Origin of the sequence: Luteimonas sp. R10, from assembly GCF_045689605.1 — a bacterium.
Taxonomy (GTDB): domain Bacteria; phylum Pseudomonadota; class Gammaproteobacteria; order Xanthomonadales; family Xanthomonadaceae; genus Luteimonas.
Map to the genome: position 1 here is coordinate 1,501,527 of NZ_CP141262.1, position 24,555 is coordinate 1,526,081.

The window sequence follows — 24,555 nt, forward strand, 5'->3', positions numbered from 1 at the left end:
CGGCGCGTGCACGCCCGTAACGTGCCGAGTGCGTTTTAACGCGTCACTAACGTTACTCTGGAGAGAGAATCAATGAATCTTCGTACTCCCGCACTGAGGCGGGGGCTGCTCCCAGCAGCCATCCTGATGGCCATGACACCTGCGATCGGCTCGGCGCAGGAGCAGGCCAGCGCTTCGGACTCGGACGCCACCACCCTGGACCGCATCGAAGTCACCGGCTCGCGCATCCGCCAGGTCGACCTCGAGACCGCGCAGCCTGTTCTTCAGATCACCCGCGAAGATCTCCAGAACCAAGGCTACAGCTCGGTTGCCGACATTCTGGAAAACATCACCTCCGCAGGATCGCCGGCGATCAGCCGTGCCGCCCCGCTGAGCTCGGGCGAAGCCGTAGGCGGTACGTATATCGACCTGCGCAACCTCGGGCCGCAGCGCACGCTGGTGCTGGTCAACGGTCGTCGCCTGGGCATCACCACGGGCGGCCTGCAGGACGTCTCCGCGATCCCGACCTCGATGGTCGAGCGCATCGAGATCCTGAAGGACGGCGCGTCCACGATCTATGGTTCGGACGCCGTGGCCGGCGTCATCAACATCATCACCCGCCGCAACTTCGACGGAGCGGAAGCCGGCGCGTACTACGGCCAGTGGGGCGAGGGCGACGGTGAAGTCGAGCGCTACGATATCGTCATCGGTTCGACCGGCGAGCGCACGTCGCTGACCTTCGGCGCCGAATACGCCAAGGAAAACCCAGTGTTCGCGCCGGACCGCTGGTTCTCGCGCGATACGTTCCCGACCGGCCCGAACAGCGCGCCGCTTCCGGGCGGCGCCTCGGGCGCGCGCAAGGAAGGCCAGTTCGGCTTCGGCACGGCTTTCGACGACGAGGGCAGGCCGTATACCCCGCAGTACACCCTGCGTCGCGACGTTCCCAATCTGGACCCGACCGATTTCGCCAGCTACCGCCTGGTGGACCCGGCGCTCGACCAGACCTACCCGGGCGAGCAATCGACCGTCTACAGCGGCATCGAGCGCAAGTCGGCGTTCATGAGCGCCATCGTCGACATCACCGACGACATCAGCTTCGAGACCGACCTGCTGTACTCGGATCGCGACTCGTATGCGCGCAACGCCGGTTATCCGTTCCAGAGCGCTCAATTCGCCAACAGCGCTGGTGGCCTGTCGGCGGACAGCTACTTCAATCCGGTCGGCGAGGCGGTCAGCTACATCCGCCGCGGTTGGGAAGTTCCGCGCGAAGTGCTCAACAGCCTGACCACCTACCGGATCAGCAACACCATTCGCGGTTCGTTCGAGGTCGGCGACAGCCGCTTCTTCGATTGGGATGTCGGACATCTCTACAACCAGAACAAGGGCGTTCAGATCAGCACCGGCAACCTCAACACGCTCAATGTCGCGCGTGCCACGGGTGCCTCGTTCCGCAATGCGGACGGCGTGCTGCAGTGTGGAACCCCCGACAATCCGATCACCCTGGGCACGGGCCCCAACGCCTGCACCCCGTGGAACCCGCTGATCCCGTTCGGCTACGATGCAGAGAACAGCCTTGCCGATCCGAACGTGCAGGCCTATCTGTACAAGCCGGGCCAGGCGCTTTCGGAAACCGAAACCCGCGCCTACTTCGCGAACATCAGCGGCACGCTGTTCACGTTGCCCGCGGGTGACCTGGGCGTGGCCGTCGGCGTCGAGCATCGCAAGGAGTCGGGCAGCTTCTCGCCTGACGCGCTGGCCCAGACCGGCGATTCGACCGATCTGGCGGCCGGTCCGACCAGTGGTTCGTACAGCCTCGACGAAATCTACGCCGAGCTGCAGATCCCGTTGCTTGCCGACATGCCGTTCGCCCAGGAGCTGACGCTGAACCTCGCGTCGCGCTACTCCGACTACGACACCTTCGGCGACACCACCAACAGCAAGGCCGGCTTCACCTGGAAGCCGATCGAGTCCCTGCTGGTGCGAGGTACCTGGTCGCAGGGCTTCCGCGCCCCGTCGATCAACGACCTGTACGGTGGCGAATCGCAGTCGTTCGAGTTCTATGCCGATCCCTGCGACAGCGTGTACGGCATCGCTGCCGGCAGCGAGCGCTGCCTGGCCGACGTGCCGGCGGACTTCCGTCAGCGCGCCAACACGGAAAGCGGCTTTTCGGAGACCCGCGAGGACCAGTCCGACCGCGCCTTCACGTCCGGCTCCAATCCCGGCCTGACGCCCGAGGAGTCGGTCAGCAAGACGTTGGGGCTGGTCTACAGCCCTTCGTTCGCCCAGGGCCTGAACGTTGCACTGGACTGGTGGAACATCCGCATCGACAACACGATCATCGGCGACTTGCCGACGTCGGTGCTCGACGACTGCTATGTGCGTGGCATCGAATCTCGTTGTTCCGATCCCACAGGCTCGCGCTTTACCCGTGATGAGAACGGCGTGATCACCTCATTCTTCTATGCCGGCATCAATGCCGGCTACCAGGAGACCGAGGGTTACGATCTCGACCTGAACTATTCGATGGACACCGACTATGGTCTCTTCCGTCTGTCCTGGCTCAACACGTACGTGTCGAAGAACGAACTGAAGCAGGACAATGACGACGCGGTGCCGCCGGAGCAGCAGAATGCGTTCTCGGGCAGCGCGGGCATCAACTTCCGCCTGCGCTCGAACGCCAGCCTGACCTGGGAGATGGGGGATGTGGGCGTGACGTGGACCACCCGTTACTTCTCGGGCGTGAAGGAAAGCTGCCTCAGCGTGGCGGACTACCCGGAGCTGTGCACCAACCCGGACTACAGCGCGCCGGATCTCGATGGTGCGATCTCGCCGCAGAACCGGGTCGGCTCCAACACGTTCCACGACGTGCAGGTCCGCTGGAACGCGCCGTGGAATGCGACGGTGTCCGTTGGTGCGAACAACGTGTTCGAGCACTATTCGGCTCCGATGTACTCCAACCCGGCGTCCGGTTCGGCCTACTACGGCGGCTACGACATCGGCCGGTTCATGTACATGCAGTACCAGCAGCGCTTCTGATCCACCGGAGGTCTGCAGCACGAAAAGGCGGGCCGCTGGCCCGCCTTTTCTTTTCGCGCGTGTGCAATCCGCCGACACTAGCGGAAGTGAGTTGGGCAGTACGCGGACGTATCCCGTTTGGCGTGATCAGGAGCGACGTGACGTCAATGTCGGAGAAGGCGTCCGGTTAGGGGTACCGACGAATGAGACCATTGGCCGGCCGATGTCGCGGAGTATGGACTTGTACGATGCGACGATCCTGATCCACCTCACTGATCTAAAAGGGCCTCCACATTACGGTCGGATGACCGCCAACCCCCTGCGGTCACGCTACGGTTTGCGATCGCGTGATCTTTGAGCGGTGACTCCATCCAAAGATAAGGAGTGTTTACGCTGATGTCGAACATCATGAAAGGAACGACAATTGGGCTGCTGGTAGGAGTTATGGGCATTTCCGGCAGCCTATACGCGAGCTTCAGGCCGACTATCCCGTGCACGTCATCGAATGCCGGTCAGCAGGTAATGACAATAAGCGGTCACCGCGGGACGTTGTGGGAGTGTGCGCTGGACGATTGGGTTCTGGTCTTACACTATGTTTGTGACCCGGGGGGTGGCTGTATCCCCATTTGATCGTGGCTGTTAATCGACTGTATGGCGATGGGCGCAGCTGATGCTGGTTGCGCCCTGAATCAAGATAAGCATCTCTGAGTAGCGGTTACGCATACTGAAACGGTTTCGAAGTCGGCCGTTTCATCTCCATGAATACCAGAAACGCATCTGATCGTTTCGGCGACAAGCCGCACGCAGAGAGGCAGGCCATCAGCCTGCCTCTCTAGCTTTGCTGGACTTGCGGCCCTGGGCCGAGTGAAGCGCAACGCGGGCAGTGCGGGCATGGAAGGGATGACAGTGGATGAAGTGGACAAGGCGCTGGAGCACAGTGGCCACCGCTTCGTGCGCTACGCGGACGATTGCAACGTGTACATGCGCAGCCAACGAGCAGGCGAGCGAGTGGTGGAGCGCATGCGCAGCCTGTACGCCGGGTTGAAACTGACGATCAACGAGGCCAAGAGTGCGGTGGCGCCGGTGCGCGGCCGATCCTTCCTGGGGTTCATCTTCTGGACGCGTAACGGCCAAGTGCGCCGAGGCGTATCGAAGAAGGCACGTGCCCGGTTCAAGGATCGCATCCGCACGCTGACGCGGCGCACGCGGGGCCGGAGCATCGAACAGGTGGTGGAAGACCTGAGAGAGTGCCAACGCGTTGAACCGCATCTTGACTCTGGCCTACTTCGACCGCCTCGGCCTGCCGCGTCTGCCCTGACCTCAACCTCGCGAACCCCGGTGCCGATCCGCATACCGGGTGGTGTGGGAGGGGAGCGACGGCGATCTGTCATCGCCCCCTATCCCAATTCTGGGCGTGTGTACTTCGCCGACAGCGGCGGTAGCGGATCGTGCAGTTCGCGGATGTATCCCGGCTTCCGCAGGGCGCCTAGCTCATGCCGCGGCAACTCCGACCGCTTCTGCGGCGACGCGCGCCTGTGCGCGCCACCCTTCCAGCCGATCGGCCATGTTGGTCCGGGCCAGATAGGCTTCATCGATTTTGCCGTCGCTGGCCAGCGCCATGGCGACGTGTACCGCACCGGTGACCCAGAAACTGCGGACGCTGGAGCGGGACGGGTCGCGATGGAATGCGACGGCCTCGATGATCGGCATCGGCAGGCCCCACAGGCCGAGCAGGTAGGCTCCCGCCTCGGTGTGCCCGGGCCGGTCGTCGTGAGGCCGTGCGGGCTCGTGCTCGTTGCGTACGCCAGGCAGCAACAAGCCGACGTCGGCCAGCAGCGCCGCGATCGCGCCGAGTTCGGCGCTCGATTCGGGCAGCATGCGACGCGCCAGGCGCGAGGCGAGCAGGGAACGTTGCTGCAGCTGCGCGTGGTCGATATCGCTGCCGGCCGGCAGCGAGAACACCTCGCTGGCGAGCACCACGTCGCGCAGTGTAGCCATTCCAAGCCGGGCCACGGCACCGCGCAGATCGGTGATCGTGCGACCGTTGGAGAAGAATGCCGAGTTGCACAGATGCAGCACCTTGGCGGCGATGCCTGGATCACCGGCGATCAGCTGGGCGACGTCCTGGGCGCTGATGTCGTCGTCCTCGAGCGCGTGCATCAGTCTGAGGTACAGATGCGGTGGCGATGGCAACTGTTCGACACGGCCGATGCGGCTGCGCAATTCGGGGTTGTCGAGCAATTCGCACAGATCTTCCAGGCTGCCGGTCGCCTCCAGCAGTATTTCCGCGCTCAGCGGCAAGGGCAGCAGGCGGTGCGCCAGGCCCGTGATCCGTAGTGACGGCAGCTGCCCACCGGCGACCAGGGCGATGCGGGAGCACCCCGAACGCAGCGTACGCAACTGTTCGAGCAGTGTGGCCGGCGACATGTCGGGCAAGACCGACGCCACCACAACGGCATCGATATCGGTTTCGGCGACCAGGGCGGTAGCGCTGCCGCCGTCGGGTACGGTATCGATTCGCCAGGTGTCGTCCATCGCGGCGACGAGTTCGATTACGTCGGGCGGAAGGATGGCGCTGTCGCCCACGAACAGTATATGCATGGTGTTGTCCCCCTGTGGCCGCAGCGAGTTCCGCGTTGCTCCCGTCGGCCCAACGATTGAATCTGGCGGCTGCATTGTTTTCGGTCGCGCCGGTGGACCGGAAACTGTGATTGGATTCGCGCTTGACTGGATCCGCTGCTACGCGCTGTAGCGCTCGATCGCCTCGTTGAGGATCCGCTTGGCTTCGGCCGCGTCGCCCCAGCCGTCGATCTTCACCCATTTGCCCTTCTCGAGGTCCTTGTAGTGCTCGAAGAAGTGGCCGATGCGCTCGAGCCAGTGCTGCGACACCTTGTCGAGATCGTCGACGTGCGCGTAGCCGGCGAAGACCTTGTCGATCGGCACCGCGAGCAGCTTCTCGTCGCTGCCGGCCTCGTCGGACATCTTCAGCACGCCGACCGGGCGGCAGCGGATCACCGAGCCGGGGATCAGCGGCAGCGGCAGGATCACCAGCACGTCGGCCGGATCCCCGTCGCCGCAGACCGTATGCGGCACGTAGCCGTAGTTGCAGGGGTAGCGCATCGGCGTGGACAGCACGCGATCGACGAAGATCGCGCCGCTGCTCTTGTCGACCTCGTACTTGACCGGCTCGGCGTCCTTGGGGATCTCGATGATGACGTTGATTTCGTCCGGCGGGTTGTTGCCGGTGGGGACGTGGTCCAGACCCATGCAGTGCGGCTCCAGCGTTGCGCGCGCGGCAGGACGCCACGCGCAAGGGGACAGGGAAACACGCCATTTTACGCCGCTTCCTGCTGCATCGCAGCAAGATCGCCCCGCCCTCGGGCCGACCCCAGCATGGGGTACGCCCTAGCTTGGCCGGCTCCGTACCTTTGCGTATCTATACGTCACCGTACTGTTACCGCGCAGGTCCTGCCATGTCCATGAGCCTCGATTCCGCCACCAGCCCCACCGCGTCGTCGTCGACCCAGACCTACTGGGACAACGCGGCGCGCAACGAGGACCGGTTCGCCGAGGCGCCGCTGCAAGGCGAAAGCGTCGATGCCGTCGACCCGTCCCGCGACAGTGCCACGGACGGCGCCGTCACCATCAACGGCAACGACGCCGGGTCCCGCCTGCCCGACCGCCAGACGGCCGATGGCAAGACCATCCGCAACGCCGAGCTGCACCAGGGGGAGCAGGCCACCGTCACCCGCGAGCAGACCATCGCCACCGCCGGTCCGTTCCAGACCTACGTCAGCAGCGACCAGGTGGTGTTCACCACCGGCGAGGGCGACGACGACGTGCAGGTCAGCCAGCGCGACGACGGCACCCTGGACATCGAGGTCAACGGCGAGAGCTACGAGGTCCGCCTGACCGAGCAGCAGGAGCTGACCCTGCGCACCGGCGGCGGCAACGACACCATCGCGGCCGCGTCCAACGTGACGGTCAACATGGTGGTCGATGGCGGTGCGGGCGAGGACCGCATCCTCACCGGCAACGGCGACGATCGCATCGACGGCGGCATCGGCGACGACGTGATCGAGAGCCTCGGCGGCCGCAACGACATCTTCGGCAATGCGGGCGACGACGAGATCCAGGGGGGCACCGGGATCAACGTGGTCTACGGCGGAGACGGCGACGACGTGATCCGTGGCGGTGGCCAGGACGGCTATCTGGAAGGGGGCGCCGGCAACGACGAGATCCACGTCGGCGCGGGCAACGACATCGTCTCCGGCGGATTGGGCGACGACGTGATCCATTCCGGCGCCGGCAGCAACGCCATCTATGCCGGCCAGGGGGAGGACACGGTCCAGGGCGCCACCGGCACCGACACCGTCTACGCGCAGGCCAGCGACCTGATCAACGCCGCCACCGGCGCCAACCCGACGGTGGTCAACGTCGAGATCGACGCCAGCGTCGGCACGCACGGCATCACCGTGACCGGGTCCGACGCCTTCCGTCAGCGGGTCGAGGCGGACATGGAGTTCCTGCGCTCATCGCCCAACGGGCAGCAGATGCTGGCCGAGTTCGATGCCGCAGCCGACGCCAAGGGCAACACGGTGACGATCAAGGAACTGGCCAACGAGCAGAACGGCTACGCGCAGACCTTCAGCCGTGATGCCGACATCGTCAACGGCCGGCCGGGCGCCGGCGGCGACGTGGACATCAGCTACAACCCGTCCTTCCACATGGACGCCTTCCCGGCACCCGTCGTGGTGCTGTACCACGAGATGTCGCACGCCTATAACGGCGTCAACGGCACCTTCCTGCCCGGTACCTACGTCGGCGAAGGCCCCGATTCCGGCCGCGTGCCCAATGCCGAGCGCCAGGCGGTAGGCCTCGAGAGCTCCGCGGAACCCTTCGACTTCGATGGCAACCCGGACACGCCGCCCACCACCCACAACCCGATCCACCTGACAGAGAACGGCATCCGCCGCGAACTCGGGCTGCCGGATCGTCCCAGCTACGCCTTGTGATCGACCGCTGAGCGGCGATCGCGACCTGCCACGGAAGGAGGGACGGGCGGCCCGCGTTCATCGCGGGCCGCCCGTCATCTATTAAGCTCCGCTAGCGGCAGCCGCCCCAGGGAGAAGCCGAGTGTCCACCCCATTCCCGCGCCCCCGGCCACGCCATGCCGTGGCGTTCGCATTGTTGACCACGACGCTGGGGTGCGCGCACGGCGTGCCGCCTGCGGGTGATGCCGCCGTGCCGACCACCCCCGAGACCGCCGCCATGTCCCGTTCCGAAGCCGCCAGCACCACCGTCGAGGGCGCGGGCGCCCGCCTCGAAGTTTCCTTCGAAACGGCAGCGGGTGGTCCGCTGCAGGTGCGCTATCGCGTGCACAATACTGCGGATGCCGACCTCGCCGTGTTCGACCGCGGCAATCGCCATGCGGTGCTGATCGGGCGCCAGCACGGCGGCGCGGTCGGCGACCCGAGCTTTCGCGAGGACGGCGACGACCTCACCCTGAGCCACGTCGCGCTGCCGCTGGCGCAGCCGACTCCGACGGTGCCGCCGGTGCCGCTGGCGGCGAAGCTCGCGGCCGGCGAGACGCTCGAAGGGAGCTTCGCCTTCACCGCGCCGACCGCCGGAGTGCCGAAAAGGGTCCGCTGGTGTCTGGGCGTGGCACCGTTCGACCAGGCCGATTTCAGCGCGCCCGAGGAGGTCGACGGGGTCGAGATCTGGCAGGCGTCGTTCGCGCTTGCGGAGCGGCAGCAGACGCTGTGCACCCCGTGGTTCGACCTCTCCAGCGGGATGTTCGCGCCCGACTGATCTGCGGGGTGAGTGCTCGGAGACCGGTGATTTCCGCATTGTCGCGGGGCCGTTATCTCCCAACTCAGGGAAAACGCGCATCTGAGCCGACAGCCGCCCCCCTGTGGGAGCGACGGAAGTCGCGACGCGGCGCGATGCAGCCCACCCGCATGCCGGCCCTGTGCTGGGTGGGTGTCGCGGGCGGGCCGGCACTGCGCCCCGGTGCGGGACACGCCGTGAATCCATCCATGGCGTCGACGGTCCCGCACCGGGGCGCCGCACCGGCCCTGAACAGTGCGCGGGGTTTCCCACGAGGCGCCGTCCCCTTTGGGGAAGGGCCCGGCGTCCGCCCGGCGTCGTGCACACACGCTCATCCGGCAGCTACCGTGCGGGAGTTGGGAGAAGAACCATAAAAAACACGGCGGCCATGAGGCCGCCGTGTTCGTGCACGCCAGACGAGTCGTCGGCGCATGGCGCGGTGCCGGTTGCGACCCTACAGCAGCGGCACCAGCAGTAGCGCGACGATGTTGATGATTTTGATCAAGGGGTTGATCGCCGGGCCCGCGGTGTCCTTGTAGGGATCGCCGACGGTGTCGCCGGTCACCGCGGCCTTGTGCGCCTCGGAACCCTTGCCGCCGAAGTTGCCGTCCTCGATGTGCTTCTTGGCGTTGTCCCAGGCGCCGCCGCCGGTGGTCATCGAGATCGCCACGAACAGGCCGGTCACGATGGTGCCGATCAGCAGGCCGCCCAACGCCTGCGGCCCGAGCAGCAGGCCGACCACGATCGGCACCGCCACCGGCAGCAGGGACGGCACGATCATTTCCTTGATCGCCGACTTGGTCAGCATGTCGACCGCGCGCGAGTAGTCCGGCTTGCCGGTGCCTTCCATGATCCCGGGGATCTCGCGGAACTGGCGCCGCACCTCCTCGACCACCGAGCCGGCGGCGCGGCCCACGGCCTCCATCGCCATCGCCCCGAACAGGTACGGGATCAGGCCGCCGATCAGCAGGCCGATGATCACCATGTGGTTGGAGAGGTCGAAGGTCGGCGCCACGTAGGCCACCCCATCGGCCAGCGCCCTGGCCGCGCCCACGGTGTCCAGGTTGTGGGTGTAGTCGGCGAACAGCACCAGCGCCGCCAGTGCGGCCGAGCCGATCGCGTAGCCCTTGGTCACCGCCTTGGTGGTGTTGCCGACCGCATCCAGCGGGTCGGTGACGGCCCGCACTTCCGGTGGCAGCTCCGCCATCTCGGCGATGCCGCCGGCGTTGTCGGTGATCGGTCCGTAGGCGTCGAGCGCCACGATCATGCCGGCCATCGACAGCATCGCGGTGGCGGCAATCGCGATGCCGTACAGGCCACCCAGCAGGTGGCAGGCCCAGATCGCGATGCAGACCGCGATCACCGGCAGCGCCGTCGATTTCATCGAGATGCCCAGCCCGGCGATGATGTTGGTGCCGTGGCCGGTGGTCGATGCCGATGCGACGTGCTGCACCGGCTTGTACTGGGTGCCGGTGTAGTACTCGGTGATCCAGACGATGGCGCCGGTCAGGATCAACCCGATCAACGCGCAGACGTAGAGGTTCGTCGCGCCGTGGCTGTTGTCGGCCATCAGCTCGGCGGTGATCGGGTAGTACAGGATCGCGGCGATCACGCCGGAGACGATCACGCCCTTGTACAGCGCGCCCATGATCGAGCCACCGGCCTTCACCTTGACGAAGAACGCGCCGATGATCGAGGCGATGATCGAGGCGCCGCCGAGCACCAGCGGATACAGCGGTCCGTTGCTGCCGACCTCGGTGACCATCAGGTAGCCGAGCAACATGGTGGCGATCACCGTGACCGCGTAGGTCTCGAACAGGTCGGCGGCCATGCCGGCGCAGTCGCCGACGTTGTCGCCGACGTTGTCGGCGATCACCGCCGGGTTGCGCGGGTCGTCCTCGGGGATGCCGGCCTCGACCTTGCCGACCAAGTCGGCGCCGACGTCCGCGCCCTTGGTGAAGATGCCGCCGCCCAGGCGCGCGAAGATCGAGATCAGCGAGGAGCCGAAGGCCAGGCCGACCAGCGCGTGCAGCGCGTCCTCGCCCGACATGCCCATGGCGTTGAGGACCACCCAGTAGCCGGCGACGCCGAGCAGGCCCAGGCCCACCACCAGCATGCCGGTGATGGCGCCGCCGCGGAAGGCCACGTCCATGGCCGGGCCGATGCCGCTGCGGGCGGCCTCGGCGGTGCGCACGTTGGCGCGCACCGAGACGTTCATGCCGATGTAGCCGGCGGCGCCGGAGAGCACGGCGCCGAGCAGGAAGCCGATCGCCGTGGCCCAGCTCAGGAACAGCCCGACCAGCACGAACAGGACGGCCCCGGCGATCGAGATCGTCATGTACTGGCGATTGAGATAGGCGCGTGCGCCTTCCTGGATCGCGCCGGCGATCTCCTGCATGCGCGCGTTGCCGGCCGGCTGCCGGTTGATCCAGCGCGCCGAGATCACGCCGTAGAGAATCGCGACGACCGCGCACACCAGCGCCAGCCACAAACCGTGTTGCTCCAGCATGAAACCCCTCCCAGAGTGAATGCCAAGACGAACAGTACTGCGGTGATGATCCCCCCCTGCGCCTGGAACGAACGGGTCCATCGCAGCCATGAAGACCTGCCCGTTGCGCGAGCCCGCCGACTATGGCACACGGCCGCGGGCAGGCCAAACCGCTGGCGGGTCGACGCTGTCCGGCCCGCGGCCGGCGCTGTGCCGGATGCGACGTTCGCCTATGCGTACTGCGTTCCCGGCTTGTCGAAACCGTTTGCAGTTGCGCCCGCGCGGGCGGCATTCCGGACCGGGGATCATCCAGACCCGAAGAGTGCGGGGCCGTAAAAGCGGATGTCGCGCGGGTGGCGGCCTTCCGGGCGAATTTCGAGTCGCTCCCCGATATTCGCTTTGTCGAAATCCGCCCGGAAGGCCGCCTGGATACGACGATGGCGTGTCGGGTCGGGAGCAGGCCCGTACTCCCGTCCGGCGCGGCAGCGGTGTGGGCATCGGATCGGGGTGGCGCCGCAACAAAGCGAGTATCGGGGAGCGACTTGCGGTGCCACCCCGACCCGGTGCCGCCGAGCCTCGCGGCATTGCGCCGTGGCGATCGATTCAGCCGGCCCGTGGCAGGCTGTTTCGCTGCATCGATGGAGATCCCCGCCATGCGCCGCATCGCATCCGTCCTATTCGTTTCGCTGGTCGTCGCGCCGGTCGCGCTGGCTGCCGACGGGCAGGCCCCCGAGATCGAGCGCAAGGTCGCGCCGCCACAGGCGGTGGGGGCCGCGCACACGCTGCGGCAGATCCCGGAGGCGTGCGCGCGCATCGAAGGCGTGTTCACCGGCCAGGCCGAGCCGCCGTACCGGTTCACGGTCATGCAGACCAGCCCCGGCTGCCAACCGCGGGCGCGGCTGGTCAACGCCGACGAGGTGCGGCCGGACCCCGACGACGGCTGGTTGCTCAACGACGTGGTGCGCATCCCCAGCGCGGCCTGCCCGTCGCAGCAGGCGGTGGCACGGATCTGGCGCAAGCCCGCCACCGCATCGCTGCAGACCGACGCGCAGGGCCGGGCACGCATTTATCTGGACGAAGCGCGCGCGCAGGCCGAGGCCGGGCAGGTGCCGCAACCGGCGCTCTACGCCGCGCAACTGCGGGTCGAGGGCGACAGCTGCGACTGAGCCCGCCGGCCGCGGGCGGCGGTCGGGCGCGGACCCCCGGCCCGTAGGTCATACTAGGTCGCCGCCGGCCGGTGCCCCGACCGCCGGCATCCTGTCTCCCGATAGCCATGCCGTCGGCGGGCGATCTCCGCCGGCCGTATGATCCATGTCGAGCGCTGCCTACCGTTTCTGCGAGTATCTTCTCGATTGCCGCGCGCGCGAACTGCGTCATCGCGGCGAGGTGGTCGCGCTGCCGGCGCGCGTGTTCGAGTGCCTGCAGTATCTGATCGAGCACCGGGAACGCGCGGTGGGACGCGACGAGCTCGCGGTCGCCATCTTCGCCCGCGACAACGTCTCCGACGCGCAGCTGAGCCAGATCGTGCTGCGGGCCCGGCGTGTGGTCGGCGACGACGGCCAGGAACAGCGCCTGATCCGCACGGTGCCGCGCTACGGGTTCCGCTGGGTGGCGGAAGTCGAGGCGTTGCAGGTCGCGGAGGAGGCGGGAGCGGCGCCGGACCCGGCGCCGCCGGGGAGCGATGCGGCGCAGGCGATGGTCGCGCCCGGGTCCCCGGAGTCGACGCTGACGCCGCCGCGGCAACGCCGGATCCTGGCCATCCTCGCCGCGATCGCGATCGTCCTGACGGCGGGTGCCTGGTGGGCGGTCTCGCAGCGGGAGCGGCCGGCCGCCAGCGCCGACGCCGGCGCCAATGCGCGACCGGCCGCCGCGCTGATCGTGCTGCCGACGACGGTGGAGGGGCCGCGGGCCGCGGCCTGGGCGCGGCTCGGACTGATGGATTTCATCGGCGACCGCCTGCGCCGCAACGGCCTGCCGGTGGCGTCGAGCGAAAGCGTGCTCTCGCTGCTGCATGGGCAAGAGCGCGACGTGGTGGCCGGCCAGCTGCGTCGCGCCGCCGGCAACGGCTGGATCATCAGCAGCCGCGCGCGCCATCGCAAGCAGGGCTGGCACGTCGAGCTCATCGCCGACGGCGACGGCGGCGCCTCGCGCCGCGCCACCGGCGAGCACGCCGACCTGCTGCAGGCCGCCGACCAGGCCAGCGGGCGGCTGCTGGCGGCGCTCGGGCGCAGCGACAGCGGCGCCGGCATCGATCTCAGCCTCGCCGAACGGCTGCAGCGCGCGCAGGCGGCCATGCTGAGCAACGAACTCGACACCGCCCGCCGGATCCTGCAGGACGCGCCGGAACTACAGCGCGAGGAACCGCAGCTGCGCCTGCGGCTGGCGCAGGTGGATTTCCGGGCCGGCAAGCACGCCGAGGCGCTGGTCGAAGTGGATCGCCTGTTGAAGACCGCCACCGCGCGCGACGATCCGATGTTCCGCGCCCGCGCGCTGCTGGTGCGCGGCGGCATCTGCGTGCGCCTGGACCGCTACGCCGAGGGCGAGCGGGACTATTCGGCGGCGATCGGGCTGCTCGATCCCGACGAGCATGTCTCGCTGCTGGGGGGCGCGCTCAACGGCCGTGGCGTCACCCGGGCCGCGCTGGGCAAGTTCCCCGGTGCGCTGGAGGACCTCGGGCGGGCGCGGATCCTGCTGGCGCGTACCGGCGACCTGCTGTCGGTGGCGCGGGTTGACGCCAACCTCGGACATCTCGAGGGCGAACGCGGCCGGCCCGCGCAGTCGCTCGAATACCTGGGCAAGGCGGCGGCGGAGTTCCGGCGCTTCGGCGCGGTCAACGAGCTGGTGGCGATGCAGTCGGCCCTGGCGGTCACCCATCTGAAGCTGCTGCAGCCGGATCAGGCCGGCGCGGCCATCGAGCAGGCATGGGCGCTGCGCGACCAGGTCAGCGACGTCACCCTGGTCACCAGCGTCGCGCTCGGCCGCGCCGAGGTGATGATCCGCGAGGGCCGGTTCGGGGCCGCGCGCGCGCTGCTGGAGGAGCACGGCGACGGCCCGGTGTTGCCGGGCGATTTCCACCGCAAGGACGCGCTGCAGGCGGAACTGGCCTGGCGCAGTGGCGATCCGGCGCGGACCATCGCGATCGTCGATGCCGCCCTGCAGGATTGGTCGCCGGAGGCCTGGCCATCGCGCCTGCGCCGGATGCAATGGCTGCGGCAGCAGGCGGCGCTGCAGAGCGACCGGCCGCTGCGCGACGACATCCTGGCCGGCGGCGCCGATGCCGACGTGACCGGGCGCCTGCTGGCGGCGCTCGCGGCCCGCGCGCAGGGCCGCGACGACGATGCCGAGCGCAGCTACCGCGCCGCCGTGGCGCAGGCCGAGCAGGACGGGGTGCCGGGCGACATCGCGCAGGCGGTGCTCGCCTATGCGCCGTGGCTGATCGAGCGCGGCGACCTGGCCGAAGCCACCGCCCTGGTCGGGCGGGTCGCGCCCTGGACCCGCCGCGACTTCGATCTCGCCCTGTTGCAGGCCCAGCTGTTCCACGCGCTGGGCCAGGTCGAATCGCTGGAGGCGGCGCTCGACGACGCGGGGCGGCTGGCTGGCGAGCGCCGGATTCCCGAGGCGCTGCTGCAGCCGCCGAACCCCACCCGCTAGGCCGCCCGGCCGCCCGGCACCCGCGCCGCACCTCCGGTCGCGGCCCTCGTCATGGCCGATCGACGCCGTTGTCGCGATCGGCGCCGGGTGCCAGGGAGCGAGGCAACCCATTGATCCGGTTCGGATAAACGCCGAGATAAAGCGGTTGTCATCGAATTGGAATGGCATCCGCGCCCGCTTGCTGCCAAGCATCGACCGCTGCGAACCGCGACCGAACAGGCGCGGTCGTCTGGGCGGGGGCCGGTGTCATCCATGCAGTGCCTCGCCTCCCCGGTTTCCGGATCCACACTGGAGGAGAAAGCACGACATGAAGCACACCACCCTGGCGCTCGCCATTGCCGCCTTGATCGCAGCCGCGCCCGCCGCGGCGGCGGACCTCCAGCCTGACGCGACCGCGGGCGTCGATTGCGGCTCGGATACAGAGACTCGCCGCGCCCGCGAGTGCGAAGAAGCGGACGCCGGCGGGGCCGTCGCGATCCAGGGCGGCAGCGACACGCCCGTGCCGGCCGCGGCCGAAGGGGTGAGCTATTTCCAGGCGGACGGGGCCGGAGACGGCAGCGACGCCGCCCTGGCCAGCGGTGCCGGTGCGCTCGCGGCCGGTGCCGGCAGCGCCGCGACCGCGGACGCCGCCAGCGCCAGCGGCCACTACAGCCAGGCCTGGGGCCGCGAGAGCAGCGCCTATGGCGCCAACAGCTGGGCCGACGCCGACCATGCCACCGCGCTCGGCGCCGGCAGTTCGGCCTTCGCGGTCGGGACCACGGCGGTCGGCACCGGCGCCTTTGCGGCGGGGACATCGGCCACCGCGACCGGCTACGGCAGCTCCGCGACCGGCGAGTACAGCGCCGCCTACGGTGCCGGCAGCCAGGCCAGCGGCCGCGGCGGCACCGCGATCGGCGGGCAGATGACGGTGTTCGACATGGAGAGTGGCGAGGAGCAGCAATGGTCGGCCGTCGCCTCCGGGCAGGAGAGCACCGCGCTCGGTTCCGCCGCGCGCGCGACCCGCTACGGCGCCACCGCCGCCGGCGCGCTCGCCGAGGCGCACGGCGAGCAGTCCACCGCGGTGGGCATGGGCGCCAACGCGCGCGGACACTGGAGCGTGGCGGTCGGTGGCGGCGCCTACGCGCTCGACAACTTCAGCGTGGCGATCGGGGCGTCGGCGATGGCGTTGGGGCCGCGCAGTATCGCCATCGGCGGTCAGACCTTCGACGACTTCAACACCGCTGTCGGACACCTGTCGCTAAGTCAGGGCGAGGGCGCCGGCGCCTTCGGCAGCGACGCGATGGCGATGGCGCGCAATGCCTCGGCGCTGGGCGCTCGCAGCAGGGCGTTGGCGGTCGGCAGCGTCGCATTGGGCGCGGACTCGGTCGCCGAGCGCGAGAACGCGGTGTCGGTCGGTTCGGTGGGCATGGAGCGGCAGATCGTCAACGTCGCCGCCGGCACCGACGGCACCGACGCGGTGAACCTCGACCAGCTGAACGCCGCAACCGCGCACAACCGCTATTTCGAAGCCACCGGCGACGCCGACAACGACCAGGCGGCACTGGCGCAGGGCGATTTCGCCACCGCCGCCGGTTCCGGCGCCTATGCCGCGGAGCTGGGAGCCTCGGCCTTCGGCAGCGCCGCATTCGCCTACGCCGACCAAAGCACGGCGATCGGTTTCAACAGCGTGGCCTTCGCCGACCACGCCACTGCGGTCGGCTCGGCCAGCGAGGCGGCCGGGCAGAGCAGCACCGCGGTCGGCGGCAGGCTCGATCATCGCTACATCGACCCGGTCACCCAGCAGGAGGTCGTGCTGCAAGGCACGACGACCGCCGACGGTGCCGGGGCGGCGGCCTTCGGCGCGGGCGCGCGCGCGGCCGGCGACCTGGCCACGGCGGTGGGCGCCGCGGCGGCCGCGTCCGGGGAGTGGGCGACCGCGCTCGGTTCGCGCGCCCGCGCGGAAGGCAGCAGCAGCGTGGCGCTCGGCGAGTCCGCGCAGGCCACCGGTGCGCAGAGCACCGCGGTCGGCGGCAGCCGGCCCGCGGGTCAGGTGCTCGGGCACGTGCCGACCCTGGCCAGTGGCGAGTCCTCCTCCGCGTTCGGCGCTTCGGCCCAGGCCACCGGCGATGCCTCCAGCGCGATCGGCTGGAACGCGATGGCGACGCAGGTCAACGCCACCGCCGTCGGCGGCGCTGCCTTCGCCAACGCCGCGCGCTCGACGTCGCTCGGCAACTCCGCATTCGCGAACGCGGAGGGCGCGACCGCGCTGGGCTACTACAGTTTCGCGCTCGCGGATCAGAGCGTGGCGCTCGGCACCGGCTCGGTCGCCGATCGGGCCAATACGGTCTCGGTCGGCGCCGGTCAGAACATCGACGGCTTTCCCGAAACCCGGCAGATCACGAATGTCAGCGCCGGCACCGAGGGCACCGATGCGGTGAACCTGGATCAGCTCGAGGCGGTCGCCGGCAGCGCAAGGTATCTCGCCGCCAGCGGCGATGCCGACAATGATCAGGAGGCCGCGGTCGACGGCGACTTCGCCACCGCCGCCGGTTCCGGCGCCTATGCAGGCGGACTGGGCGCGTCCGCGCTCGGCAGCGGCGCGTTCGCGCTCGGCGAGCGCAGCACCGCGGTTGGCTTCGACAGCGTGGCTTCGGCCAACAATGCCGCTGCCTTCGGCGCGGGCGTCGAGGCCAGCGGCGAGGGCAGCACCGCGGTCGGCGGGCAGATGCAGGTCATGAACGGCGAGACCTGGGAATGGGAGACCTGGAGCACCACCGCTTCCGGCAAGGAAAGCACCGCGCTGGGCGTGGCGGCGCGCGCCACCGAGTACAGCGCGATCGCCATCGGCGCCACTTCCGAATCGAGCGGCAGGAGCGCCATCGCCCTGGGCGGGGCGAGCACGGCCCGCGGCGACCGCAGCATCGCCATCGGCAGCCAGGCGCGCGCCTATGAGGTGCTGGGCGTGACCATCGGCGCCAGCGCGCAGACGCACGGGCCGCGCAGCGTCGCGGTCGGCGCCAACGCGATCGCCTACGACGAGTCCAACACCGCCGTCGGCCAGTTCGCCGGCACCGCGGGTGCATATTCCAGCGCGTTCGGCCGCCAGGCCAAGGGGCGGGTGGAGCGCAGCACCGCGGTCGGCGCGGAAACCGACGTGCTGGCCGTCAACAGCGTCGCCCTGGGCGCGTATTCGGTGGCCGATCGCGAGAACACGGTGTCCGTCGGCTCGGTGGGCGCGGAGCGGCAGATCGTCAACGTCGCCGCCGGCACCGAAGGCACCGACGCGGTGAACCTGGACCAGTTGAACGCCGCGACCGAGGACACCCGTTATCTCGCCGCCAGCGGCGGCCCGGACAACGAGCAGGAAGCGGCGGTGGAGGGCGATTACGCCACCGCGGTGGGTTCGGCCGCTTACGCGGTCGGGCTCGGCGCCTCGGCCTTCGGCAGCGGCGCCTTCGCGATGGGCGAGTACGCCACCGCCGGCGGCTTCAACAGCCTGGCCTCGGGCCAGTGGAGCAGCAGCTACGGCGTCGGCAGCCAGGCCACCGGCGACAGCGCCGTCGCCGTCGGCGGACAGATGGTGGTGATCAACGGCGAGACCTGGGAAGAGGAGATCTGGTCGACCGAGGCTTCCGGACAGGAGAGCACCGCCATCGGCACCGCCGCCCGCGCCACCGATTACGGCAGCACCGCACTCGGCGTGGTGTCGGAGGCCAGTGGCCGCAGCGCCACCGCCGTGGGCCAGGGCAGCACCGCGCGCGGCGACCACAGCGTCGCCGTGGGCGGCCGCGCACGCGCCTACGACGTGTTCGGCACCGCCATCGGCAGCTGGGCGGAAGCGCGCGGACCGCGCAGCACGGCGGTCGGCCTGAGCAGCGTGGCGCAGGGCGACGGCAGCCTCGCCCTGGGCGGGCACGCCGCGGTGGGCGGCGACCAGGGCGTGGCGATGGGCTGGAACAGCATCCTGTTCCCGGACACCACCGCCAGCATGGCCCTGGGCCCGCACGCCTCGGTCGCCGTCGGTGCCGACAATTCGGTGGCGCTGGGCGCCTACTCCTTTGCCGACCGGCCCAACTCGGTGTCGGTGGGAACGCCGGCGCGTTGGCACAACGGTTCGATCCAGTTCGAAGTCGAGGCGATCGACCGCCAGATCACCCACGTCGCCGCCGGCACGGAGGCCACCGACGCGGTCAATCTGTCGCAGCTGCAGCAGGCCACGGCGAGCAACCGCTATTTCGAGGCCACGGGCGACGCCGACAACGATCAGCCCGCGACCGCGGCCGGCGACTTCGCCACCGCGGCGGGCTCCGGCGCCTTCGCCGGCGAGCTGGGCGCTTCGGCGTTCGGCAGCGGCGCGTTCGCGTTCGAGAAGCACACCACCGCCTCCGGCTTCAACAGCGTCGCCTCGGCCGACTACGCGTCGGCCTACGGCGCCGGCAGCGAAGCCACCGCGGATTCAGCGACCGCGATCGGCGGCCACCTGTACGTGATGAACGGCGAGACCTGGGAAATGGAGGAGTTCGCCACCATCGCCTCCGGCCGCGAAAGCACCGCCATCGGCGCCGGCGCCCGCGCGCTGGAATACGCCTCGACCGCGGTCGGCGCCGGCGCCTATGCCGGCGGCGAGATGGCGGTCGCGGTGGGCGGCAGCGCGCGTGCCGATCGCAGCACCGCGGTCGGCGTGATGTCGGTGGCGGCGGGGGAGTTCGCCACTGCGTTCGGCGAAGGCTCGACGGCCGCGGCGATCCGCACGCTCGCCGTGGGCAGCGGCAGCGGCGCCTTCGGCGAAAGCTCGACCGCGGTCGGCCAGGTGGCGCGAGCCTACGGCGACGAGAGCGTCGCACTTGGTTTCCGCAGCCAGGCCGACAGCCTGTCCAGCATGGCGCTGGGCGCGGACGCCTGGGCGATGGCGGGCAACAGCGTCGCGCTGGGACGTGGCGCCATCGCCGACCGCGAGAACACGGTCTCGGTCGGCAGCGAAGGCGCCGAGCGCCAGATCGCCAATGTCGCCGCCGGCACGCAGGGGACCGATGCGGTGAACTTGGACCAGCTGACCGCGGTCGCCGACGAGATCGGCCACATCGGCGCGAACGCGATCACCTACGACGACGACAGCCACGATCGCGTCACCTTCGACGGTGCGCAAGGCACCGTCCTGGCCAATGTCGCCGCGGGCGAGGTGTCGGAGGAGAGCACCGACGCGGTCAACGGCAGCCAGCTGTTCGAGACCAACGAGCGCGTCGGCGTGGTCGAGGGCCGGGTGGACGGCATCGAGGACCGCATCGGCGATATCGAGGGCGTGGCCGCGAATGCGGTGACCTACGACGACGACAGCCACGGCCGCATCAGCCTGGACGGCGAGGGCGGTACCCGCCTGAGCAACGTCGCCGCGGGCGCGATCAACGCCTCCAGCCACGATGCGGTGAACGGCGGGCAGGTGCATGCGGCGATGGATTCGGTCGCCACCGCCTTCGGCGGCGGTACCGTGGTCGACGCCAGCGGCAGGCTGATCGGGTCGGTGTTCTCGGTCCAGGGGAGCTACTACGGCAATGTCGGTGATGCCCTCGGCGCGCTCGACGGCGCGTTGTCCGGGCTCGACAGCCGCATCGGGCTGCTGGAGCGGGGCATCGGTGGCGACGGCGGCGGCGGCAAGGGCCCGCCGAGCGGTCGCGGCGATGGCCTAGCGGTCGGCAACGACAGCGTTGCGGCCGACGGCAACGACACCGCGATCGGCCATGGTGCGGTGGTGGAGGCCGAAAACAGCACTGCGGTGGGCAGCAGTGCGTCGATCTCGGCCGAGGCGACCGATGCGGTCGCGGTCGGCGCCGACGCCAATGTCGAGGCGGCCTCGGGCACGGCCATCGGGCAGGGTGCCAGCGTCACCGCCGAAGGCGCGGTGGCACTGGGGCAGGGCTCGGTCGCGGACCAGGCCAACACGGTCTCGGTCGGCAGCGCCGACAACCAGCGCCGCGTCACCAACGTTGCCGAAGGCGTCGACGACCACGACGCCGTGAACGTGGCGCAGATGGAAGCCGGCGATGCGAACACGCTGACCCAGGCCAAGGCCTACACCGACGAGCAGTTCGCCGCCTGGGAGGACAACTTCACCTCGCTGCGCGGCGAGCTCGACGAACGCCTCCGCCACCAGGACCGCCGCATCGACCGCATGGGCGCCATGAGCGGCGCCTACGCCGGCATGGCGCTCAACACCGCCGGACTCGCCGGGCAGAACCGCGTCGGCGTCGGCGTCGGCGCACAGGGCAGCGAGCAGGCGATCGCGATCGGCTACCAGCGCGCGCTCGGCAACCGCGCCAGCATCTCGTTCGGCGGCGCGGTGTCCGGCGGCGAAAGCAGCATCTCCGCCGGCGCCGGCTTCAGCTGGTAGCGCGCGACCTTCGATCCGGATCCGCGCGCCCCGACGCGCGCGGGTCCGCCCCAGTCCTCTGCCGGGGACCCGTTCCCCCGGCGCAGATCCGGAGCGATTCCGATGTCCGACCCGACCAAGCGTCTTCCCTTCGCATGCCTCGCCGCCGCCCTGGGCCTGGCGCTGTCCGCGCACGCGGCCGCCGCCGCCGAAGGCGGGACGACACTGCCGCGAATGCAGGCGGCCGTGCTGCAGGATGCCGGCATCGCCCAGCGCCATCAGCGGTTCATCGTGCGCTACCGCGCCGGTGCCGCGCCCGTGCAGGATCCACGGGCTGCGCAAGGCAGCCTGGACGCGGCACTCGCACGCAGCGGACTGGCGGCCCCGCTGGTAGCGGGGCGCGCCGGAACGCTGCACGCCTCGCTGCTGCGCCGGACCGCGGGCGGCGCAGCCGTCGTGCGCACCTCCGCGCCGCTGGACCGCGTGCAGGCCCGCCGCTTCGTCGAACAGCTGGCTGCCGATCCGGCGGTGGAGTACGCCGCGATCGACCGCCTGCTCACCCATGCAGGCCTGGCGGCCGCCGGGGATTCCGCGGCGGCGACGCCGGACGACCCGGATTTCGTCGAACTGCAATGGCATCTGCACGGCTACGCCGGCGGCGTCCACGCCACCCGGGCCTGGCAGCGCGCGACCGGCGACGGCGTGGTGGTCGCGGTGCTCGATACCGGCGTCACCGCCCATCCCGACCTCGACGCCAACATGCTCGAAGGCTACGACTTCATCACCGACCCGGTGCTCTCGCGGCGCGACAGCGCCGAGCGCGTTCCGGGCGGGCAGGACCCCGGCACCTGGAACGACGACCCGGACGTCTGCGGCATCATGCCCAGCTCCTGGCACGGCACCCACGTGGCCGGCACGGTGGCGCAGGCGACCGGCAACGGCATCGGCCTGGCCGGCGTGGCGCCGGAGGCGAAGGTGCTGCCGATGCGGGTGCTGGGGCGCTGCGGCCTCGGCTACGACTCCGACATCGCCGACGCGATCGTCTGGGCCTCCGGCGGCAGCGTCGAGGGCGTGCCGGACAATCCCGATCCGGCCGAGGTGATCAACCTCAGCCTGTCGGGCTGGTACGCCTGCGAGGCGGACTCGCCGATGCAGACCGCGATCGACGCGGCGGTGGGCAACGGCAGCCTGGTCGTGGTCGCCGCCGGCAACTCCGAGTGGTACCAGGACGTGTCGGAAGTCACGCCCGGCGGCTGCGCCAACGTCGTCACCGTGGCCGCGACCGGCCGCGAGGGCGACATCAGCTACTACACCAACGTCGGCGCCGGCGTGGACCTGTCCGCGCCCGGCGGCGACATCGTCTACGACCGGTTCAGCTACATCTGGCAGGCCTGGCACGACAGCGCCGAGGGGCCGGCGCCCGGCGGCGCCAGCTATGCCGGCATGATGGGCACCTCGATGGCGGCGCCGCACGTGGCCGGCGTCGCCGCGCTGGTGCAAGGCGTCGCGCAGACGCCGCTGTCGCCGCCGCAGCTGCGCGACCTGCTGGTCGCCTCGGCGCGGCCGTTCCCCTATCCGATCCGGATCCCGCAGGACCGGCTGATGGGCGCCGGCATCGTCGACGCCCACGCCGCCGTCTCGGCGGTGCTGGATCCGCCGTGCGATCCGGGCGAGCCCTGCGACCGGCCGCTCGTGCCGATGCCGATCTACAACCGGCAGCCCATGGCCGGGCTGGCGGGCCGCGCGGGCGAGGCGCTGCTGTTCTCGCTGGAGATCCCGGCGGGAACGGCGGCGCTGAGCCTGGCCACGCACGGCGGGATCGGCGATGCCGACCTGCAGGTCCGGTACGGCGAGCCGCCGACGCCGGACACCGCCGATTTCCGCAGCCGGCGGCCCGGCACCAGCGCCGAGACGGTCCGGATCATGCGACCGCAGCCCGGCACCTACTACATCCAGGTGGTCGGCGCACGCAGCTTCGACGGCGTGACGCTGGACGTGCGCCACTAGTTTCCCGGCCGCCCGCCATCGCCGCGCTCGGCGCGCGATGGCGGGCGGTTCTTTTTATTCGCTTTCACCACGGCCACCAGGCCACGGTGTCCATCCGGAGCCTGCATACGCGCTTTTCCGTGACAGGAACGGCGCCATCCCGTTTCGGCACACATCCCGACGCGGCGGTGCGGTATAACGGCGGCCCGCCTCCCGCCGCCCCGCCATGAAGCTCGCCATCCTCTCGCGCAACAGCAAGCTGTACTCGACCCGGCGCCTGGTCGAAGCCGCGCGCGCGCGCGGGCACAGCGTGCGGGTGCTCGACCCGCTGCGCTGCTACATGCGGATCGCCGCTGACGGATTCTCGATGCACTACAAGGGCCGGCCGGTCGCCGGCTACGACGCGGTGATCCCGCGGATCGGCGCTTCGATCACGCGCTACGGCAATGCCGTGCTGCACCAGTTCGAGCTGATGGGCACCTACACGCCCAATGCCTCCGCGGCGATCGCGCGTGCGCGCGACAAGCTGCGCTGCCACCAGCTGCTCGCGGCCCAGGGCATCGACCTGCCGGCGACGGTGTTCGGCGACAACCCGGACGACACCGCGGACCTGCTGTCGATGCTCGGGCCGCCGCCGCACGTGATCAAGCTCAACGAGGGCACCCAGGGCGCCGGGGTGATGCTGACCGAGAAGCCGTCGGCGTCGCGCGGCGTGATCGAGGCGCTGCGCGGGCTGTATGCGAACTTCCTGGTGCAGGAGTTCGTGGCCGAGGCCGAGGGGCGCGACCTGCGCTGCCTGGTGGTCGGCGAGCGGGTGGTCGCGGCGATGCAGCGCGAGGCGCCGCCGGGGGACTTCCGCTCCAACCTGCACCGCGGCGGCAGCGGGCACGCGGCGCTGCCGTCGCGCGAGGAGCAGGCGGTGGCGATCCGCGCCGCGCAGGCGCTGGGGCTGGGCGTGGCCGGCGTGGACCTGATCCGTTCGCGGCGCGGGCCGCTGGTGCTCGAGGTCAACGCCTCGCCGGGGCTGGAGGGGATCGAGGCCGTCGCAGCCATCGACATCGCCGGGCAGATCGTCGATTTCGCGGCCACCGCCGCCGGCGAACAGGCCCGTCGCGACGGGCAGAAACAGCGGCAGCCCTCCCGGTTAACCCGAAAATAACAATCGGCTTAACAGCGGTTTAAGCGTGCCGGGCGTAGCGTGCGCAGTCCGCAATCTGCTCGCCTCCTGTTTCCGGTCCAACCAGTCAGTCGGCAGATTACGGGC

Annotated in this window: 11 protein-coding genes; 8 read left to right on the forward strand and 3 right to left on the reverse strand. The window is 70.0% G+C overall.

The features are described 5' to 3' along the window. Positions 1 to 72 precede the first annotated feature (72 nt). Positions 73 to 3,015, forward strand: a complete 2,943-nt coding sequence (locus U3649_RS06365) for a TonB-dependent receptor domain-containing protein (protein WP_407354035.1) — start codon at positions 73 to 75, stop codon at positions 3,013 to 3,015. A gap of 1,470 nt (positions 3,016 to 4,485) precedes the next feature. Here U3649_RS06365 and U3649_RS06370 read toward each other — a convergent pair. Both U3649_RS06370 and ppa read right to left on the reverse strand, forming a co-directional pair. Further along, positions 4,486 to 5,595: an HDOD domain-containing protein gene (locus U3649_RS06370; protein WP_407354036.1), complete on the reverse strand. Its 1,110-nt coding sequence runs from the start codon at positions 5,593 to 5,595 to the stop codon at positions 4,486 to 4,488. A 138-nt stretch (positions 5,596 to 5,733) separates the two neighbouring features. Next, positions 5,734 to 6,261 (reverse strand): inorganic diphosphatase, encoded by a 528-nt coding sequence (gene ppa / locus U3649_RS06375; RefSeq protein WP_407354037.1) that lies wholly within the window; start codon positions 6,259 to 6,261, stop codon positions 5,734 to 5,736. A 212-nt stretch (positions 6,262 to 6,473) separates the two neighbouring features. Between ppa and U3649_RS06380 the strand changes: the two genes are divergently transcribed. After that, on the forward strand, positions 6,474 to 8,009 hold the full coding sequence (locus U3649_RS06380) for a M91 family zinc metallopeptidase (protein ID WP_407354038.1): 1,536 nt from the start codon (positions 6,474 to 6,476) through the stop codon (positions 8,007 to 8,009). Between the two features lie 256 nt (positions 8,010 to 8,265). Next, entirely contained in the window at positions 8,266 to 8,805 is a 540-nt protein-coding gene (locus U3649_RS06385) for a hypothetical protein (RefSeq protein ID WP_407354039.1), read from the forward strand. Between the two features lie 472 nt (positions 8,806 to 9,277). On the opposite strand, the gene U3649_RS06390 is transcribed toward U3649_RS06385, so the two are convergent. Continuing rightward, positions 9,278 to 11,332 (reverse strand): sodium-translocating pyrophosphatase, encoded by a 2,055-nt coding sequence (locus U3649_RS06390; protein ID WP_407354040.1) that lies wholly within the window; start codon positions 11,330 to 11,332, stop codon positions 9,278 to 9,280. Between the two features lie 632 nt (positions 11,333 to 11,964). On the opposite strand from U3649_RS06390, the gene U3649_RS06395 reads away from it, so the two are divergent. From U3649_RS06395 to rimK, 5 genes are all read left to right on the forward strand, one after another. Continuing rightward, on the forward strand, positions 11,965 to 12,477 hold the full coding sequence (locus U3649_RS06395; protein ID WP_407354041.1) for a hypothetical protein: 513 nt from the start codon (positions 11,965 to 11,967) through the stop codon (positions 12,475 to 12,477). A 145-nt stretch (positions 12,478 to 12,622) separates the two neighbouring features. Further along, complete coding sequence (locus U3649_RS06400; RefSeq protein WP_407354042.1) at positions 12,623 to 14,962, forward strand: winged helix-turn-helix domain-containing protein; 2,340 nt, start codon at positions 12,623 to 12,625, stop codon at positions 14,960 to 14,962. 307 nt (positions 14,963 to 15,269) lie between these two features. Then, complete coding sequence (locus U3649_RS06405) at positions 15,270 to 21,326, forward strand: YadA-like family protein (RefSeq protein ID WP_407354043.1); 6,057 nt, start codon at positions 15,270 to 15,272, stop codon at positions 21,324 to 21,326. A 102-nt stretch (positions 21,327 to 21,428) separates the two neighbouring features. Beyond that, on the forward strand, positions 21,429 to 23,312 hold the full coding sequence (locus U3649_RS06410; RefSeq protein ID WP_407354044.1) for a S8 family peptidase: 1,884 nt from the start codon (positions 21,429 to 21,431) through the stop codon (positions 23,310 to 23,312). A gap of 205 nt (positions 23,313 to 23,517) precedes the next feature. Continuing rightward, positions 23,518 to 24,450 (forward strand): 30S ribosomal protein S6--L-glutamate ligase, encoded by a 933-nt coding sequence (gene rimK / locus U3649_RS06415; protein ID WP_407354045.1) that lies wholly within the window; start codon positions 23,518 to 23,520, stop codon positions 24,448 to 24,450. Positions 24,451 to 24,555: the final 105 nt, after the last annotated feature.